Annotated in this window: 17 protein-coding genes, 1 tRNA gene and 1 pseudogene; 10 read left to right on the top strand and 9 right to left on the bottom strand. The window is 56.5% G+C overall.

The window, feature by feature from the left end; all coding sequences use genetic code 11:
* Positions 1-29: 29 nt before the first annotated feature.
* Positions 30-452, top strand: a complete 423-nt coding sequence (locus tag CAGGBEG34_RS06095) for a CopD family protein (RefSeq protein ID WP_006682905.1) — start codon at positions 30-32, stop codon at positions 450-452.
* An 82-nt stretch (positions 453-534) separates the two neighbouring features.
* Here CAGGBEG34_RS06095 and CAGGBEG34_RS10205 read toward each other — a convergent pair whose 3' ends face one another.
* From CAGGBEG34_RS10205 to mpl, 3 genes are read right to left on the bottom strand one after another with little or no spacing between them, the layout of a single operon-like run.
* On the bottom strand, positions 535-714 hold the full coding sequence (locus CAGGBEG34_RS10205) for a hypothetical protein (RefSeq protein WP_081463768.1): 180 nt from the start codon (positions 712-714) through the stop codon (positions 535-537).
* On the bottom strand, positions 698-2617 hold the full coding sequence (locus CAGGBEG34_RS06090) for a ribonuclease catalytic domain-containing protein (RefSeq protein ID WP_006682904.1): 1920 nt from the start codon (positions 2615-2617) through the stop codon (positions 698-700). The genes CAGGBEG34_RS10205 and CAGGBEG34_RS06090 overlap by 17 nt, the downstream gene beginning before the upstream one ends.
* 25 nt (positions 2618-2642) lie before the next feature.
* The gene (gene mpl, locus CAGGBEG34_RS06085; protein WP_006682903.1) at positions 2643-4040 is read right to left on the bottom strand and encodes a UDP-N-acetylmuramate:L-alanyl-gamma-D-glutamyl-meso-diaminopimelate ligase; all 1398 of its coding nucleotides are present in this window, start codon (positions 4038-4040) and stop codon (positions 2643-2645) included.
* 188 nt (positions 4041-4228) lie between these two features.
* On the opposite strand from mpl, the gene CAGGBEG34_RS06080 reads away from it, so the two are divergent.
* From CAGGBEG34_RS06080 to adk, 5 genes are all read left to right on the top strand, one after another.
* Complete coding sequence (locus CAGGBEG34_RS06080) at positions 4229-4780, top strand: barstar family protein (protein WP_006682902.1); 552 nt, start codon at positions 4229-4231, stop codon at positions 4778-4780.
* Positions 4781-4953: 173 nt separating this feature from the next.
* The gene (lpxK, locus tag CAGGBEG34_RS06075) at positions 4954-5952 is read left to right on the top strand and encodes a tetraacyldisaccharide 4'-kinase (protein ID WP_042688240.1); all 999 of its coding nucleotides are present in this window, start codon (positions 4954-4956) and stop codon (positions 5950-5952) included.
* The gene (locus tag CAGGBEG34_RS10200) at positions 5945-6115 is read left to right on the top strand and encodes a Trm112 family protein (protein WP_006682900.1); all 171 of its coding nucleotides are present in this window, start codon (positions 5945-5947) and stop codon (positions 6113-6115) included. Before lpxK ends, CAGGBEG34_RS10200 begins: the two co-directional genes overlap by 8 nt.
* Before the next feature lie 2 nt (positions 6116-6117).
* On the top strand, positions 6118-6909 hold the full coding sequence (gene kdsB, locus CAGGBEG34_RS06070; RefSeq protein WP_006682899.1) for a 3-deoxy-manno-octulosonate cytidylyltransferase: 792 nt from the start codon (positions 6118-6120) through the stop codon (positions 6907-6909).
* 89 nt (positions 6910-6998) lie between these two features.
* Entirely contained in the window at positions 6999-7661 is a 663-nt protein-coding gene (gene adk / locus CAGGBEG34_RS06065; RefSeq protein WP_006682898.1) for an adenylate kinase, read from the top strand.
* A gap of 74 nt (positions 7662-7735) precedes the next feature.
* Here the strand turns inward: adk and CAGGBEG34_RS06060 are convergent, their stop codons facing one another.
* The 4 genes and pseudogenes from CAGGBEG34_RS06060 to tolB all read right to left on the bottom strand — a co-directional run bounded on the left by CAGGBEG34_RS06060 (position 7736) and on the right by tolB (position 11108).
* Positions 7736-8302, bottom strand: coding sequence for a TlpA disulfide reductase family protein (locus CAGGBEG34_RS06060; RefSeq protein ID WP_006682897.1), 567 nt, complete (start codon positions 8300-8302; stop codon positions 7736-7738).
* A 144-nt stretch (positions 8303-8446) separates the two neighbouring features.
* Positions 8447-9187, bottom strand: a complete 741-nt coding sequence (ybgF, locus tag CAGGBEG34_RS06055) for a tol-pal system protein YbgF (protein ID WP_006682896.1) — start codon at positions 9185-9187, stop codon at positions 8447-8449.
* 15 nt (positions 9188-9202) lie between these two features.
* Positions 9203-9562, bottom strand: a pseudogene (gene pal / locus CAGGBEG34_RS06050) (peptidoglycan-associated lipoprotein Pal); the annotation flags it as partial.
* Between the two features lie 217 nt (positions 9563-9779).
* Positions 9780-11108, bottom strand: coding sequence for a Tol-Pal system beta propeller repeat protein TolB (gene tolB, locus CAGGBEG34_RS06045; RefSeq protein ID WP_006682894.1), 1329 nt, complete (start codon positions 11106-11108; stop codon positions 9780-9782).
* A gap of 54 nt (positions 11109-11162) precedes the next feature.
* On the opposite strand from tolB, the gene gatA reads away from it, so the two are divergent.
* Positions 11163-12671, top strand: coding sequence for an Asp-tRNA(Asn)/Glu-tRNA(Gln) amidotransferase subunit GatA (gatA, locus tag CAGGBEG34_RS06040; protein WP_006682893.1), 1509 nt, complete (start codon positions 11163-11165; stop codon positions 12669-12671).
* Between the two features lie 116 nt (positions 12672-12787).
* Here gatA and CAGGBEG34_RS06035 read toward each other — a convergent pair whose 3' ends face one another.
* Both CAGGBEG34_RS06035 and CAGGBEG34_RS06030 read right to left on the bottom strand, forming a co-directional pair.
* Entirely contained in the window at positions 12788-13630 is an 843-nt protein-coding gene (locus tag CAGGBEG34_RS06035) for a hypothetical protein (RefSeq protein WP_158641817.1), read from the bottom strand.
* Entirely contained in the window at positions 13557-14141 is a 585-nt protein-coding gene (locus tag CAGGBEG34_RS06030; protein WP_042688229.1) for a hypothetical protein, read from the bottom strand. Before CAGGBEG34_RS06030 ends, CAGGBEG34_RS06035 begins: the two co-directional genes overlap by 74 nt.
* Before the next feature lie 130 nt (positions 14142-14271).
* Between CAGGBEG34_RS06030 and fumC the strand changes: the two genes are divergently transcribed.
* The 3 genes from fumC (at position 14272) to pbpG (ending at position 17212) form a co-directional block, all read left to right on the top strand.
* Positions 14272-15669: a class II fumarate hydratase gene (gene fumC, locus CAGGBEG34_RS06025; protein ID WP_006682892.1), complete on the top strand. Its 1398-nt coding sequence runs from the start codon at positions 14272-14274 to the stop codon at positions 15667-15669.
* A gap of 39 nt (positions 15670-15708) precedes the next feature.
* A tRNA-Phe gene (locus CAGGBEG34_RS06020) sits at positions 15709-15781 on the top strand.
* Positions 15782-16045: 264 nt separating this feature from the next.
* Positions 16046-17212 carry a D-alanyl-D-alanine endopeptidase gene (gene pbpG, locus CAGGBEG34_RS06010; RefSeq protein ID WP_006682891.1) on the top strand — a complete coding sequence of 389 codons (1167 nt, stop codon included), beginning with the start codon at positions 16046-16048 and terminating at the stop codon, positions 17210-17212.
* The last annotated feature ends 113 nt before the right edge of the window (positions 17213-17325 follow it).

The following is a 17325-nucleotide window of genomic DNA, read 5'->3' as shown; positions in this document are numbered from 1 at the left end:
ATTACAATGGTATGGGAGACAAGTCCCTTATGTTATGGATTAAAGCCTTTCATGTTATTTTCGTCACCGCATGGTTTGCGGGCCTGATTTATCTGCCGCGCTTCTATATTAATCTGGCGCTTGAAACGGAGCCAGCGGCGCGTGCGCGCCTGCTGCTGATGGCCCGCAAACTCTTCCGTTTTGCAACTCTGATCTCGGTTCCGGCCATCAGTTTCGGACTGTGGCTATGGCTGATCGCTGGCATTGGGCGCGGTCCGGGCAGTGGCTGGCTGCATGCCAAATTGGGGCTGGTCTTTTTATTGATCGCCTATCACACGGCGTGCGGCATATTGCTTATCCGCTTTGAACAAGGGCGCGCGCCGCGGCATGCGCCTGGCTATCGAATATTCAATGAGCTGCCAATGTTGATTTTCTCAGCCATCGTGGTGTTGGTTGTTGTCAAGCCATTTTAAGCATCCGGGCGCGCAACTGTTCAATCACCGGTGCACTGTCCGGACGTTGGCCGCGCCACACAAAAAAGGATTCCGCCGCCTGCTAGTCTGCCCGCCGCGCGCAGGCGGCAAAGCCGTCCAGAGGCGCTTGAAGGGGCGCATAATCGATGTGTTCACCCAACTGAGCGGCAAAGCAGCGATGAATCCAGGGGGATTGGCTATGTTCAATTGGAGTGCCGATCACCGCATAACGCATAGTAAATGCTCTAGCCCGGTGTTTCATGATGATGCGGCAGCGCCTGAACCAGCCGGCATGACACATCGAGCATGACTTCATCCACCGCAATGATTTCCAGCAGCAACCGCGCGCCTGGCGCGTGCGCGCCTAGTCCGGGAATATGCGCGTGCAGCGGAATCTCATCGAAGCGGACCAGATTTTCCTTGATCAGCGTTGCATAAACGCGGGTGCGCTGTTCCTGTCTGAGCCAGCGTAAACACCAGAAGCGCTCCATGCGGCGCTGGTAATCCAGATAGGCAGAATAGGTTTCATCAAAATTCTGCACAATTGCATATAAATCCGCATCCTTGGGCTTAAACGGCGCTACCAGTTTTGCGGTCACGCCATTGCGCACGCAGGCGAGTAATTGCCACTGATTGACCAGATCGACATAACGCCGCAGCGGCGAAGTGCTCCATGCATATTGCGCAACGCCCAATCCTTCATGCGGGGCCGGGGTGATCTGCATCCGCGTCCGAACCGGTCCAAACGCGCGCTGCTGCGCGCGGTAAATGCCAGGGACGCCATATTCAGCCAACAGCTTGCCCCACAGGCTGTTGGCAAGAATCGCCAGTTCAGCGACGATTCGGTTAAGAGGCGAATCCCGCCGACGCGGCGTAATAATGACCCGTTCTGCTTCGATGGTGAAATTGAAATCGACGATTCCCGGCGCTTCACGCTTCAACCCATAGCCGATACGTGCCTGCTGGCGCAGCTCATGCCGTTTTTGCGCAAAGGGCCAGAGCGCGGCGATCCCGTCCCGATGCGGATAGTCGTTGTCCTCTAAGGCTAAAGTTTCTTCCGTCACCGCCGTATCCAGCGTGTTATGACGCAGATTGTGCGCTACATACACGCGCTCAATGCGCGTTTCAGTCGCAATCACCTCATACGAGGTTCCATCGACAATCAGATATAACGATAACGCTGGCCGGTCGCCCCCTTCCTTGAGCGTAAACTGCTCCACCACGGTCTCTGGCAGCATCGTGATTTTTTCGCCGGGCGCGTAAACGGTCGATAAACGCACGCGCGCTTGAGAATCGATGAAATCGCCGCGCGCAATGCCCAACGCGGGCGCGGCAATATGAATCCCGATCCGCAACCGGCCATTCGTCAATGCTTCGACTGAAAAAGCGTCGTCAATCTCCGTCGTCGATAGATCGTCAATTGAGAATGCGCGCGCGCCGCTTTGCGGCAATTCATCCAGCGGCGCGTTCGCGATGTACGGGGCCGCCGTTCCAAAACCCGCGCCATGCGGAAAATATTCCGCCAGAAAATATGCGTGATGCAGCGCGCGCGCCGACGCAATCGCGCCGCAATCGATCATCAATTGTCCGGCGGAAATACCCAGCGCTGCTGCTGCGGCATTCAGTGCTTTGGACTCGATGGCGTTTTTATCCGGCTTGGTCAGAAGCGTTAGCGCTTTGCCGTCGAACGCCGCCGGCCAGCGGCGCGCTTTGAGTTCCGCTTCATAGATCGCCTGCTGCTCGGCCTGTTGCTGGCGCCGTTCCAGCCCGGCCAGCGCCGCCTTCAGTTGCGCCTCCGGCGCGCGCTGATATTGGCCCCGCCCCTTGCGCCGGAAATAAATGGGCGCGTGATGCACGCGCAGCGCGAGCGCGGCGCGGTTTTCGGAGGTTGCGCCCGCGCCAAAATATTCATTCGCGAGCGCGTTGAAATGAAAGATCTCATCGCTCGCGCATTGCCATAAGAAATCAAGATCGATGTTCTGCGCCTGCATATGGGCTGTCTGCATCAGATCCACCGCCGCAGGCGTTGCGAACTCAAGAAACACATCCCGCTCTTTGACCTTCAGACGCCGCCCGCCCGGCAATTCAACCTGAAATGCAGCGTCCTGACGGGATAAAACCGCTCCCGCCTTGAGAGCCCCAGATTCCTCAAAAAAGATATTCACTCTGTCTCCACAGATGAGAACCTGTTCACGATCTATGGCGCGCGCCTGTGCGGGTTCTTAACCGCTCCATCAGTTTCGCATGCACATTGGCGAAACTGCCGTTACTCATAATGAGCACATGATCGCCCGGTCGGGCGGCGGCGCTCACGGCGCAGACCAGCGCATCTATTTCATCAAAGGCTTGGGCGCGTCCGGCGAGCGGCGCGAGCGCCGCCTGCAAATCCCAGCCGAGCGCATGGCGGCCCGTTGCCGCGCCATACCCGAAAATCAGGTCGGCGCCTTCAAGACTGGCGGGCAATTGCGCCTTCATCACGCCCAGCTTCATCGTATTCGAGCGCGGCTCAAGCACGGCCAGAATCCGCGCCTGTGCGCCCACGCGCGCGCGCAAGGCCACGATGGTGGCAAGAATGGCGCTCGGATGATGCGCAAAATCATCGTACACGGTGACGCCGTCCGCAATGCCATATTGTTCCATCCGGCGTTTAACGCCCGCAAAATGGGCCATTGAACGCGCGCCCCGCGCAGGCATCACGCCTGCGTGCCGGGCCGCTGCGAGCGCCGCGAGCGCATTGAGCTGGTTATGCACGCCCGACATTGGCCAATCAATGTCGCCTGCGTGCTGTTTCCGCCAATAGACGACGCCGCGCGTCCGGGACGCCTGCGTGTCGCCAGCGCGCGCATGCCAGCCTTCTTCGATGCCGAAATATTCGACTTCGCTCCAGCAACCCCGTTCCAGCACCCGTTTCAGCGCGGCATCTTCGCCATTCACAATCAATTTTCCGGTGCGCGGCACCGTACGCACCAAATGGTGAAATTGCGTCTCTATCGCCGCCAGATCGCAGAAGATATCGGCATGATCGTACTCAAGATTATTGAGAATCACCGTCCTGGGACGGTAATGAACAAATTTGGAGCGCTTATCAAAGAATGCCGTATCGTATTCATCGGCTTCAATCACGAAAAAATTCGACTCCGTCCACCGCGCCGAGGCGCCAAAGTTCAGCGGAACGCCGCCAACCAGAAAACCAGGGTTCAACTGCGCATCGTCGAGCAGCCAGGCGAGCATTGCAGCGGTCGTCGTTTTCCCATGCGTACCCGCGACAGCGAGCACCCATTTCCCGGACAGCACATGTTCAGCCAGCCATTGCGGGCCTGAAATATAGGGCAAGCCCTGGTCAAGAATCGCTTCCATCAGCGCATTCCCGCGCGTAATCGCATTGCCCACGATATAAAGATCCGCTTTTACGGACAGTTGAGCGGGATCGTGGCCGCTGAGCAACTCAATACCCTGCGCTTGCAACTGCGTACTCATCGGCGGATAAACGTCCGCGTCACATCCCGTGACATGATGGCCAGCCGCGCGCGCAAGCGCCGCCAGCCCGCCCATAAAGGCGCCGCAAATACCCAAGATGTGAATGTGCATGGAAACTGGAAAGCAGGAAATTTGCTGAAAAAATGTTTTGGACCGACTAGCGCGGCTGCGCGAAACGCCTGAAGGATAGCGCAAACAGATTGCTCCCCCTTATTGCTCCCCCTTATAATACGCAGCTTTAGGCGCCCATTTTGCGCCGGCATTCAGCGGATAAGACTTGCTTTGGGAATGATAACGGTATGAGCGATTATGTTACTGTGCACAATTCCTATCTTGAGAGCGTTTTATTGAAAAACCGCGACGCCGCCTCCCTTCGGCGCGTTGCGCTCAGACACAAAGGCGCGTGCGAACGCAAAGCGCGCTCCCCTTTTTCATTCGATGAAACAGCAACGAGTCTTTTTAAGACTGTACGGCCCAATATTGTGCAGTCGATTCGCGCATTCCGCGTAGCCGATCTGGCTGAGGAGGCGGGCCGGCTCAAGCAGCATTTCTTATATACATCCTGCGCCGCTGCGCAAACAAAAGCGGCCGTGCTCGAAACCATCGTGTCCGCTTTTTTGCTCCCCCAATCTGCGGGCAAGAATTATGAATCCCTGTACAAGAGTTTGACAGAGCTGATTGATAAAGCCGGCCCTCAACCTGGCTTCGTGATTGTGCTCGAGGCTCTGCCAGCCACGCCCAAATTTGATAAAGAAGCGCGGGAGTCCCTATTAGACGTGTTCCGGGATGCGGCGGAATTCTGGGCCGACCGGCAAGTGCAGTTTCGGGCTTTTTTCTCATTCGAGCAATAAGCCATTTGTAAGAACCTGTTTACGATCTGTCACGAGCGCCCGTCAGACAGGGAAGGACGGAGCGCAGGAAGCGGAGCATATTTGATATATGTGAGGATTCCGAGCACCGCCCGACCCTGTATCACGGGTGCGCAGTAAGATCGTAAACAGGTTCTAAGATATGCATGCGTTTTATGACAGTAAACGCGCCCATCTTGCAGCAGTTTCTATGGCGTGAATGGCAGCGCCGCGGGGTCTTTGCCTGGATACTGTGGCCGTTGTCGCGGATATTCTGGATTGTAATGACGGCGCGGCGCGCCAGTTTTTCGGCTGGCTGGCGCCGGACTTTTAGAAGCGCTCAGCCCGTGATGATCGTCGGCAATCTCACGGTCGGCGGCGCCGGCAAAACCCCCGTTGTTATTGCGCTGGTTGAAGCATTACGCAAGCAGGGCTTTAGGCCGGGCGTCATTTCGCGCGGTTATGGCGCGCGCATCAAAGCGCCGCGGGCTGTGACACTCAACGCGGACGCCCGCGAAGTCGGCGATGAGCCGCTGCTGATTGCGCAGCGCACCGGCGCGCCGGTATGGGTGTGTCCGGACCGCGCCGCCGCTGCCCGCGCGCTATGCGACGCGCATCCGGAAATCAATTTGATCATCAGCGATGATGGTTTGCAGCATTACCAGCTTGCGCGTGATGTTGAACTGGCGGTGTTCGACGAGCGCCTGGGCGGTAATGGCTGGCTTTTGCCTGCCGGGCCGCTGCGTGAGCCGCTTGCGCGCGCGCGCGATGCGACGCTGGTTCACGCGCACGCTGCGCGACCGTCCTGGCCGAATACCTTTGCATTCCAACTGCGCTTTGGCGATGCCTGGCAAATCAGCCATCCAGACCGGCGGCGGCCTTTGGCTGAATTTATCGGAGCGCGCATTCTGGCAGCCGCTGGAATTGGCGCGCCCGAACGCTTTTTTTCGATGCTGCGCGGCATTGGCTTGACACTGCAAACCCAGGCGCTCCCGGACCATTTCGCCTGGCAGTGCAATCCCTTTATCAAAGTAAGCGCGGATATCATCTTGGTCACTGAAAAGGATGCGGTCAAATGCCGCGCCGGGGGCGATGCGCGCTTCTGGGCGGTGCCTGTTCACACAACGCTCGATCCACGCCTGCTGACGCTTATTATGGAGAAAATTCGTGGATAAACGTTTGCTTGAAATTCTGGTATGTCCGCTCTGCAAAGGGCCGCTCACCCATGTGCGCGCCGACCAGGAATTGATCTGCACGGTCGATAAGCTGGCTTACCCGATTCGGGATGGCATTCCGGCGCTGCTGGTTGAGGAAGCGCGGCGCATAGTCGAAGGGTAAACGTGGCGCCGCCTTTTATTGTGGTCATTCCGGCCCGTCTGGCTGCATCCCGTTTGCCTCACAAAGCGCTGGCGGATATTGGCGGCCTCCCGATGGTCGTGCGCGTCGCCATGCAGGCGCGCGCATCGGGGGCGGCGCGCGTCCTGATTGCGGCGGATGCGCAATGCATCTGCGATGCGGCGCACGCGCATGGGTATGAAGCCCTGTTGACGCGCAGCGATCACCAGTCGGGCACAGACCGGATTGCTGAAGCTGCGCGCTATTTCGGCTGGAGCGATGACACGCTCATTGTCAACGTACAGGGCGATGAACCGCTGATTGAGCCCGCGCTGATAGGCGAGGTTGCCGCGCATCTGGCCAGCCGCAGCGATAGCGCGATGGCCACCGCTGTTCACCCGGTGACTGAAACCGCCGAAATATTAAATCCGAATATTGTCAAGGCGGTGCTCGACGCGCGCGGTCATGCCCTGTATTTTTCGCGCGCGCCAATCCCTTGGAATCTCCAGGCATGGCCCGCATGCTGGAACGGACAATATGCGTCTTTCCCTGTGCCTCATACAGTGTATCGCCACATTGGCTTGTACGCTTGCCGCGCATCATTCCTGCGCCGCTTCGTGCAATTACCGCCCGCGCCAATAGAAACCATTGAGGCGCTCGAACAATTACGCGCACTCTGGTACGGAGAACGCATTGCAGTGCTCGTCACCCATCAGGCGCCCGCGCCGGGCGTCGATACATGCGCCGACCTTGCCCGCGTCCGCGCTCTGTTTGCCGAGCGCGACGGCATGGCATAATGGGTATTCGATTTTCAGCGCGCTCTTACTCAGCGTGCTTTTTATTTATGACGGATACAAGAATAAACACATTGCCTGAAAATACAACAATGCGCTTGATCCTGCTCGGTCCTCCTGGCGCGGGTAAGGGCACACAGGCAGACTTCATCCGGAAAAAATTTTCAGTCGCCCAGATTTCAACCGGTGATATGTTGCGCGCAGCCGTCCATGAAGGCACGCCGCTTGGAATCAAGGCGTGTCAATACATGGGCGCGGGAGAACTGGTTCCCGATCCGCTGATCATTGATCTGGTGAAAGAAAGGCTTCAGAAGCCGGATTGCGCTCATGGCTATCTTTTCGATGGTTTTCCGCGCACGCTTCCACAAGCGGAAGCGATACGGCGCGCCGGGATTGCGATTGATCATGTACTTGAAATCGATGTGCCGGGCGATGAGATTATCCGGCGAATTGGCGGACGCCGCCTGCATACCGCGTCCGGACGCAGCTATCACGTCATTCTGAATCCGCCCCAGATCGATGGACGGGACAATCTCACTGGAGAGCCGCTTGTGCAGCGCGACGATGACCGGGAAGAAACGGTCCGCAAACGTCTGGCCATTTATGAAGCGCAGACAAAACCGCTGATGGATTATTTTGCTAAATGGTCAAACCAACAAGAAGGCGCGCTCACCGCTCCCAAATACCAGCGTATTTGCGGACAAGGCAGCGTTGAGGAAGTGCGGGCGCGCATTGAGCGGGCATTATCAACCTAGAGCATTTTTCAGCGAGATTGCTACTTTCGCGAGCGCGAAGTGACGCAGTGCAAGCCGCTGAAAAATGCTCTAGTTCAACCTAGCGCGGATTGAATGATCTGGTACAATGCGCTGAAATCAGGTATCCCAATATAACGCTTCAGAATACGTCCATCCCTGCTGACCACAAAGGTGGTGGGCGTTAACTGAACATCGCCGAATTGACGCGCAGCGCTGCCATCGTCAATGGCGACCTTAAAAGGCAGGCGCATCTCCTGAGCATAGTGTCTGACATGCGCGGGCGGGTCGTAAGCCATTGCAACCGCAATCAGTTCCACGCCCTGATTCTTGAAAGTCTCGTAAGTTTCGATCATTTGAGGCATTTCTCGTCTGCAAGCACTGCAACTCGTCGCCCAGAAATTCACAAGATACACTTTTCCAGTCAGCTGCGCTGTTGAGATTTTCTGGCCAGAGAGCAACGTGAACCTTGTTTTTGGCGCGCGCTGATTCGCATTGAACGCGAACCAGGCGGCCACACCCAGCGCTAACGCCGTAATGCCAAAAATCAGGCGTTTGACGGTTAGAGCATGTTTCAGTCGATTTACCCGAGGAGCGAGCGCGAAGACAGTATGGGGATCGATGCGGGCGGAGCAGGTCTCCATCGCAAAGCGATGGAGGCGACCCCGCAGCGATCCCGAATACACAGAGCAGAGAAGCGACATAGGGAAAATCAGTGAAAAATGCTCTAAAACCTGGAAAAGAGGGCGCGGCTGCTTACTCATGCGAATAAAAAAAGCGATTTAAGATCATTGCGCTAACTGGCGGCGCGCACTCTGCGCCGCCTCAGTATCATGATACCGGTCAATAATCTGCTGCAAGGTTTTACGTGCAGCGCTTTTCTGTCCCTGCTCAAGCTGGATTTGCGCAATCGCAAGCAATGCTTCAGGTGCGCGCGGATGCGCTGGATACCGCTTTACGACGCGCTCAAGTATTGCAATCGCGCTTTTGTATTCGCGCTGTGCATATAGCGCATTTCCCAGCCAATATTGGGCCGTAGGCTGGTAAGGGCTGGCAGGATATTGCGCGATAAAATTTTTGAACAGCGCTTCTGCACGTTTGAAATCACCCTTCCGGAAAAGCTGCAACGCGGTATCAAAGGCTTCAGCCTCGCCCGGCTGCACCGTGCCCTGGATACCATCCACCGTGCGCTGCTGCGGCTCAAGCGGTTGCAGACGGCGATCAAGCTCCGCGTAGGCGTCCTTGGTTCTTTGCTGCATCGAGTCAAACTGGTGACTCAGCGCTTCCATTTGGCCGCGCAGCTCCGCAATCTGCTGCTGCAGTTGTTCAAGCCGGTTTGACTGCTCGAGCAGGGCGCGCGGCGCGGCGGACAGTTGGCTCTCCAGCGCATCCAGACGGGATTGAAGGTCTAGAATCGCGCGGCGCGCCTCATGATCATCGAACAATCCGGCATGAGAGGAAGCGGCGCCCAACAGTGCAGCGCATAGCGCGCTGGCCGTGAGCGCCGCCCGAAACTTCAACCCAAACATGCCGCTCACTGGCGCTTATTGATACACAATATCCGCGCGTCGGTTCTGGCTCCACGCGGCCTCATCGTGACCAAATGCTTGCGGTTTTTCCTTGCCCAGACTGACGGCTTCCATTTGCTCACCGTTGACGCCCATCAACGCCAAAGCGCGGCGCACCGCTTCGGCCCGCTTCTGCCCCAGCGCGAGATTGTATTCAGAAGTGCCGCGCTCATCGGTATTGCCTTGAATCAAGATACGGCGTTGCGAATGCTCTTTCAGGTAACGTGCGTGCTGCAGCAGCAGAGATTGATCTTCCTCCGCGAGATCATAGCGGTTGAACCCAAAATAAATGCTGCGCTGCGCCAATGGACTATTGGGATCATTGAGCGGATCGGGCGCTGCCTCCTGTCCGCGATCCGCGCCTATCGCGCCTGTTTGCGCACCTGTTTGTGCGCCGCTATTGTCCAAATCCCTGCGAGCGGCCGTATTTTGATCGACTTTCGGACTGCTGCACGCGGCCAGCGCACCCATCAGGAGAACCCCAAAAATAAAACGCAGTTTTGACAACATTTATTTCTCCTTATATCTTTGATCGCCAAATCATTCAATTGACTCAATTTACAAAAGGCCCCCAGGAAGGCTCGCGCACATCGCCGCCGCTGACCGAAAGCGTCTGGCGTATGCGGCCATCGGTCGAAACGATGGCAAGTACGCTGCGCCCATTCAGATGCGTTGCATAGAGAATATACTGGCTGTTTGCAGCGAAACTGGGCGCTTCATCGCGTTGAGTCTGCGTCAGGGCCGCTGTCTCTCCGCTTTGCAAATCCCGAATGAGCAGCCTGTATGCCCCGCCTGCGCGTGAAATATAGGCGAGTAAACGGCCATCCGGACTGATCCGCGGCGTTGTATTGTAGCCGCCATTAAAGGTGACGCGCTGCGCGCCGCCCGCGCGCGCTTCCCCCTGGCTCGACATCCGGTAGATTTGCGGCATTCCGCCGCGGTCGCTGGTGAAGTAAATCCATTGCCCATCCGGAGAAAATTGGGGCTCGGTATCGATGTGACTGTTATTCGACAAACGCCGCAGACCGCTTCCATCCGCATTGACGAGATAGATTTGCGTGTTGCCGGATAGGGAAAGCGCCAGCGCCAGCCGTTTTCCATCCGGAGACCAGGCAGGCGCGCTATTATTTCCCTTCTGGTTCGATACGACCCGGCGTTGTCCGCTCGTCAGATATTGGACATAGACCACCGGTTTTTTGTGTTCAAATGAAACATAGGCCAGTTGGTTCCCATTGGGCGACCAGGCGGGTGAAATAATGGGTTCGGCGCTGCTCAGCGCAATCTGCGCGTTTTGGCCGTCTGAATCCGAAATCTGTAATTGATAGCGATTGCCGCTACGGATGATATACGCCATGCGCGTTGCAAATACGCCGCGTTCGCCGAGCAGTCTAAAACAAATCTCGTCGGCGATCCGGTGCGCATTCATGCGCAGTGCGCTGGCCGGGCCGGTCAGGGAAAGCCCGCCCAGGTCCGCCTGTTTGACTGTGTCGTACAGACGGAAATGGAGCGCGTACCGGCCATTGGCAAGGCGTGTGACGCGGCCCGTCACAAAGGCGTCCGCGCCTTTTATTTTCCAGCCGCTCCAGTCGATTGGCCCGGCATCCGGAACCGGCGCCGGCCCCGCGTCGATATTCGTAAAATGGCCGCTGCGCGCGAGATCGGCGCGAATAATATCGCTTACTTTCTGAGGCGCGGCATCCTCATGATTAAACGGCGCGATGGCAATCGGGAACAGGCGGGAGCCAACGCCGGAGATATCAATATTGAGTTGCGCATGTGCAAATAAGCTAAAAGCGCTCAAACAAAATGCGATAGCCGCTTTAAAATTGAACCGCTTGATCATGCTGGCTTTTGAAAAAAATTTGAGTGTACCCCACTTCATGTCACATTTCTCTGCAATAGCAATGCTTATTTGCACATTTTGATTACATTATCCATGCATCGTAAAAATCTGACCGAACTGCGCGCCGCGCTTGACGCCAAAGCCTTTTCCGCTGTTGAACTGGCGCAACATTTTCTGACCCGCATCCAGGCGGCGCAAAGCCTGAATGCCTTTATCGACCTCAATCCGGAACACACACTGGCGCAAGCCGCACGCGCCGATGCACTTATTTCATCCGGCGTAGCAGGGCCGCTTACCGGCATTCCCATTGCCCATAAGGACAATTTTGTCACGTGCCACTGGAAAACCACGGCGGCGTCAAAAATATTGTCTCAATACATCAGCCCGTTCGATGCCACCATTGTCGAAAAGCTCGCCGATGCGGGCATGGTCTGCATCGGAAAAACCAATATGGACGAGTTCGCGATGGGTTCGTCGAATGAGCATTCTTTCTTTGGCGCAGTCAGGAATCCGTGGGATATCAAAGCCGTGCCGGGCGGCTCTTCCGGCGGCTCAGCCGCCGCGGTTGCGGCGCGCCTGACGCCCGCCGCAACCGGCAGCGATACGGGCGGCTCAATCCGCCAGCCGGCGGCATTGACGGGCATCACTGGCATCAAACCTACTTATGGCCGCGTCTCGCGCTACGGCATGATTGCCTTTGCTTCATCGCTTGATCAGGCCGGGCCGATGGCCGCCTGCGCGACGGATTGCGCGCTGCTGCTCAGCGCGCTCGCCGATTTCGATGCGCGCGATTCCACCAGTCTTGCGCGCGCGCCAGAAGACTTCACGCGCAAGCTGGGCTGCGCGTGGCTGGAGGAGGCGCCTTCTGCTGAAAATCAGCCTGGGCGGCCGTTGCACGGCCTGCGAATTGGCTTGCCCAAAGAGTATTGCGTCAGTGGTCTGGCCGCAGACGTGCAGCGCGCGCTCGATGCAGCGCTTAACACCTATCAGACGCTCGGCGCAACGCTGATCAACGTCTCCTTACCCAGTACAGAATTATCGATTCCGGTGTATTACGTCATTGCGTCGGCTGAAGCATCGTCGAATCTGGCGCGTTTTGACGGCGTTCGGTACGGATACCGCGCCGCCGCTTACCGCAATCTAACGGATATGTACAAAAAAACGCGCAGCGAAGGCTTTGGCGCTGAAGTCAAACGACGCATTCTGACCGGCACCTTTGTGCTTTCGCATGGCTATTACGACGCCTATTACAAACAGGCGCAGAAAATCCGCCGCCTGATTGCGCAGGATTTCCAGCGCGCCTTTATGCAATGCGATGTGCTGGTCGGCCCGACTGCACCGACGGCGGCCTGGAATCTGGGCGAAAAAATGAATCATCCGCTCCAAATGTACTTGGCCGATATCTATACTTTATCGGCCAATCTGGCGGGCTTGCCGGCAATGAGTCTGCCCTGCGGTTTTAGCGCAGGCGCACAGCAAAACCGTCCGGTCGGGATGCAGCTTATCGGCAATTATTTTGATGAGGCGCGCATGCTCCAGATTGCGGACGCATTTCAGCGCGCGACGGATTGGCATCGCCAAGCGCCGGCGCAATTCGCCTAGAGCTTTTTCAGTGGCTTGCACGGCGTCGCTTCGCGCTCGCCGTATTGCTCATACTGTCTTCGCGCTTGCTCCTTGTGCAATCTCACTGAAAAATGCTCTAGATGTATGGCCCTATCTCACCGGACTCTGGAGAATGTATTGCCATGCGCATCTTTAACAGGCGATGCGTCTATTTGATTTTTGTCCAGTTTTTGATCATCTATCACTTTATGACCCGTGTAGAGACCGAGTACGATCTCCGCGCTCTCTGGGCCAGATAACTCAAAACGATTATTTTTGACGCCCTTAAAGTTCAGAGATCCAGTGATGCCAAATACACGCCCTCCCGTTTCCCGCATTGTTTTGAGCAGGAATCGATTGTCTGCGATTGCATGCGCCACGCCGCCCTGCGCCCGGAGGCCAAAGCTATGTTTAGCTGTTACCGCAAAGGCGCTGCCATTGATACTCAGCGGCGCTTTGCCATAGGCTTTTACGCCGGTTCCATTGAGCGCTGAGTAGATATTGAAGGTGTTATTGCTATCCAGGTTCAGCGATGCGTTTCCTATTGTCACGGCCCCAATAGCATCCCGAATCACGCCGCTGCTTCCTTCCTCCAGGCGAAGGTCAAAGGCATTGCCGCTGAGGGTTAAGGAGGCTTCGCCTTGCGCATGCAGACCGCCTACATCAGCGATAAGATGCGCCGCATTTCCTTTTGAGAAGACCTTGAAATGGTTGCCCATCAAGCTCAAGGAGGCTTTGTTTGCGGCCAGCACGCCATACGCTTCCTGCCCTTCCGAGCGCACATCGAATATATTCGCGTTCAGCTTGAGAGAAGCGGCGTCTTTTGCATACACAGCGCGCGCATAATGTCCCGGCGCGCGGACATCAAAGCGGTTTGCGCGGACTTCAATATTGGAGGATATTGGAGGCGTTTCCTTCCACAAAAAGACCATACCCGTCCAGAACGGTCGAACTGGCATAAATAGAGGAATTCTGTATCTGGATATCAGTACTGCCGCTGATTTGGATTCCTCTTGCAAAGTTTTTTTCAAAATCGCGCTGGCCAATGCGCACATCCTCAATTCGGACATCCCGGGCCTTTTCAATATCCACTCCAAACCGCTGGACCTCTGCCCCATTGACCAGTTGAAGGGCCTGCAAGATGACAGGTTGCGCATGATTCTTGCCCTGAATCGTGAGCCCGCCGATCAGTTCTGGCCGCTCATTGCCCGCGCTGACCTTTTTGAAGTCCTGAGTGCGGCCAAACAGGGATTGACCTTGACTCAGGACTAAGCGCCCCCCTAAATCGTAGCGATGCCCGCCCGCAAGATAAAATCGGGCATTCTTGCCCGCCTGCTCGACGAGTTTTTGATTCAGGCTTCCGCAAGGTTCTTCAAGAGTACATTTAGAACCGGCGGCGCCCGACCGGATAAAATAGGTATTGCTATTGAGCGCTTTATAGGCGGGAAAGCTGGCGTAAGCTGTTATCATCACAAACAGACTGGCTGCGCTTAAGAATCGGCAGCAAAAAAACCGCATCGTAGTCTCCTCCTTTGTTTTTCAGGATCAGGTAAAGCGTGAGTATAAAGTAAGCATCAACACAGGATGATATTGAGCCCGAATGATGGAAACCACACGTCTTGAGCACGATACCTTTGGAGAAATCGCCGTCCCCGCGGCGCGCCTGTGGGGCGCGCAAACGCAGCGCTCGCTGCGGAATTTCAGTATTTCCACCGAAAAACCATCGCCCGAGCTGATTCGCGCGCTGGCGCTGGTCAAGCGCGCCGCCGCCGCGGTGAATCGCGCGCTGGGCGTATTGCCGGAAGAAAAGGCGCGCGTGATTATGGCCGCCGCCGATGAAATCATTGCCGGGCGGCATGCTGAAGAATTTCCGCTCGCGATTTGGCAAACCGGCTCTGGCACGCAGACTCATATGAATCTGAATGAGGTCATTGCGAACCGCGCCAGTGAACTTGCCGGGGGCGGGCGCGGCAGCGCGCGCGCGATTCATCCGAACGACGATGTCAACCGCGGCCAATCCTCAAACGATGTATTTCCAACCGCAATGCATATCGCGAGCGCGGAAGGCATTGTCAATCGCGTATTGCCCGCGCTGCAGGCGCTGCGCCGGACGCTGGACGATAAAGCGCGCGACTTCGCCGACATTGTGAAAATTGGCCGCACGCATTTGCAGGACGCAACGCCGTTGACGTTGGGGCAAGAATTTTCCGGTTATGTCACGCAACTGGATCATGGCATTCGCCATCTGGAAGCCGCATTGCCGCATGTGTACGAGTTAGCACTCGGCGGCACCGCGGTCGGCACCGGACTCAATGCGCATTCGGAGTTCGCAACGCGTGCGGCGCAGGAAATCAGCCAGTTCACCGGTCTGCCCTTTGTCAGCGCGCTGAATAAATTTGAAGCGCTCGCTGCCGCCGATGCATTGGTGCACGCGCATGGCGCATTGAAGACGGTTGCCGCCAGCCTGATGAAAATCGCCAACGATGTGCGCTGGCTGGCAAGCGGCCCCAGATGCGGGCTAGGCGAATTATCGATCCCTGCAAATGAACCGGGTAGTTCGATCATGCCGGGCAAGGTGAACCCGACCCAATCCGAGGCGATGACGATGCTATGCGCGCAGGTGTTTGGCAACGATGTGGCGGTGAACTTCGGCGGCGCGAGCGGCCATTTTGAATTGAACGTATTTCGCCCGATGATCATCCACAATATATTGCAGTCAATCCGTTTATTGGCCGACGGCGCGCGCAGCTTTAATGACCATTGCGCGGCTGGAATTACGCCGAACCGCGCGCGGATTGAGACCTTGTTAAATGAGTCCCTGATGCTGATCACGGCCCTGAATCCGCATATTGGTTATGACAAGGCCGCGCAGATCGCCAAAAAAGCGCACCAGGAAGGCACGACTTTAAAAGCCGCCGCGCTGGCGCTTGCTTATGTCAGCGAAGCGCAGTTCGACGCCTGGGTAAAGCCGCGCGATATGGTCGGCGCGCAGCTCTAGGGCCTGTGTAGCCTGTGTTTGTTATAATTTGATTTTTGTGGCTCGGTAGCTCAGTCGGTAGAGCAGCGGCCTGAAGAGCCGTGTGTCGATGGTTCGATTCCTTCCCGAGCCGCCGCTTTTTCGAGGCTGCCTCATGATCATTTGAGGCGGCTTTTTTTATGCGCCGGTTCCCCGCGCTTCGTCCTCCAATCCTTCCAGGCGCTTGTGACAGAGCGTAAACAGGTTCTGAGAAGTTAGCTTAGATAAGCGCCCTAAGTTCTTAATATTGCTAATTTTTAATTGTTTCATTACACTTCTCAGAAATTTTCCCTGCTTCCGCTTTCTGATCCAATTTTCCGCTCCCATCGTGTGCGCCCAAAAGACTCCCATCCGTTCCATGTGGCACCGCTTTATTTTCTCCGTGCACTTTCTGGGCTGTGCGGCGGCTTTTGCAGCCACAGACCTCAATGCCCGTCCAGCTTCCGCGCACGCGCAGCGCGCGACGTCCGCAGCCGCTCACGCCAAACCGGCGGCGCATAAACGCAAAGCGGCCTCACACGCTTCTCGCGCTTCTTCCAGAACCCGCGCCCGCCGGCCAAGCAAATTCAGGGCAAAGGCTTTAGTATCCCGCCGCACATCCGGCGCGCATCGCTCAGTGCGCGCGCGCCGTCCGGCGCCTCACATCATCGCGCAGCATGCTGCGATCCGCAAAGCGGCATTTATGCCGGCGCGGCCTTCTTTCGGTCAGGCATTCGGCCTGCATGAAACGCCAGACGCACTGGCGTTACGCTCTAGCGTCGCATATGTGATCGACCAGAATACTCAACAGTCCTTATTTGAAAAAAATTCACGGGCGGTGTTGCCCATTGCATCCATTACCAAATTAATGACGGCAATGGTCGCGCTCGATATGTATTTGCCTTTGAACGAAATACTCGAAGTGACCGACAGAGATCGCGATTATGAAAAAGGAACAGGCTCTCGTCTGACAGTGGGTTCGCGCCTGTCGCGCGAGGATATGCTGCATATTGCGCTGATGGCTTCTGAAAACCGCGCCGCAGCAGCATTATCGCGCTATTATCCAGGCGGCCGCTCGGCCTTTATCGCCGCGATGAATCGAAAGGCGCGCGCACTCGGCATGGCTGACACCTATTTTTCCGATTCCACGGGCTTGACAAGCCGTAACGTTTCGAGCGCGCGCGATCTGGCCAGAATGGTGCGCGCTGCATATCGATATCCACTGATTCGCGCGTTCTCAACGGATCGGGAACATAGCGTATTTACTGGCCGCAAAACATTGACCTACCATAATACCAACGCGCTGACGGCTAGCAATGCGTGGGAGATTGGCGTACAAAAAACCGGCTTCATTAATGAGGCCGGCAGATGTATGGTGATGCAGGCAACGCTCCAGAACCGTCCATTGATTATTGTATTGCTTGATTCATCCGGAAAATATTCCAGAATAGGCGATGCGCAGCGCATCCGAAGCTGGCTCATCCATATGCCGGATGTGAAACAGATGACTCAGACAGGTATCCCTGCTCCATACCCAGGCACTTAGAGCCTTTTTCAGCGGCTTGCACTGCGTCGCTTCGCGCTCGCCGTATTGGCTCATACTGTCTGCGCGCTCGCTCCTTGTGCAATCTCACTGAAAAAGGCTCTAGACAGGCGTTT

The sequence above is a fragment of the Candidatus Glomeribacter gigasporarum BEG34 genome (assembly GCF_000227585.1).
Classification (GTDB): domain Bacteria; phylum Pseudomonadota; class Gammaproteobacteria; order Burkholderiales; family Burkholderiaceae; genus Glomeribacter; species Glomeribacter gigasporarum_B.
Note: the sequence above shows the minus strand (reverse complement) of the source record. Positions and strands in the feature narration are given on the sequence as shown.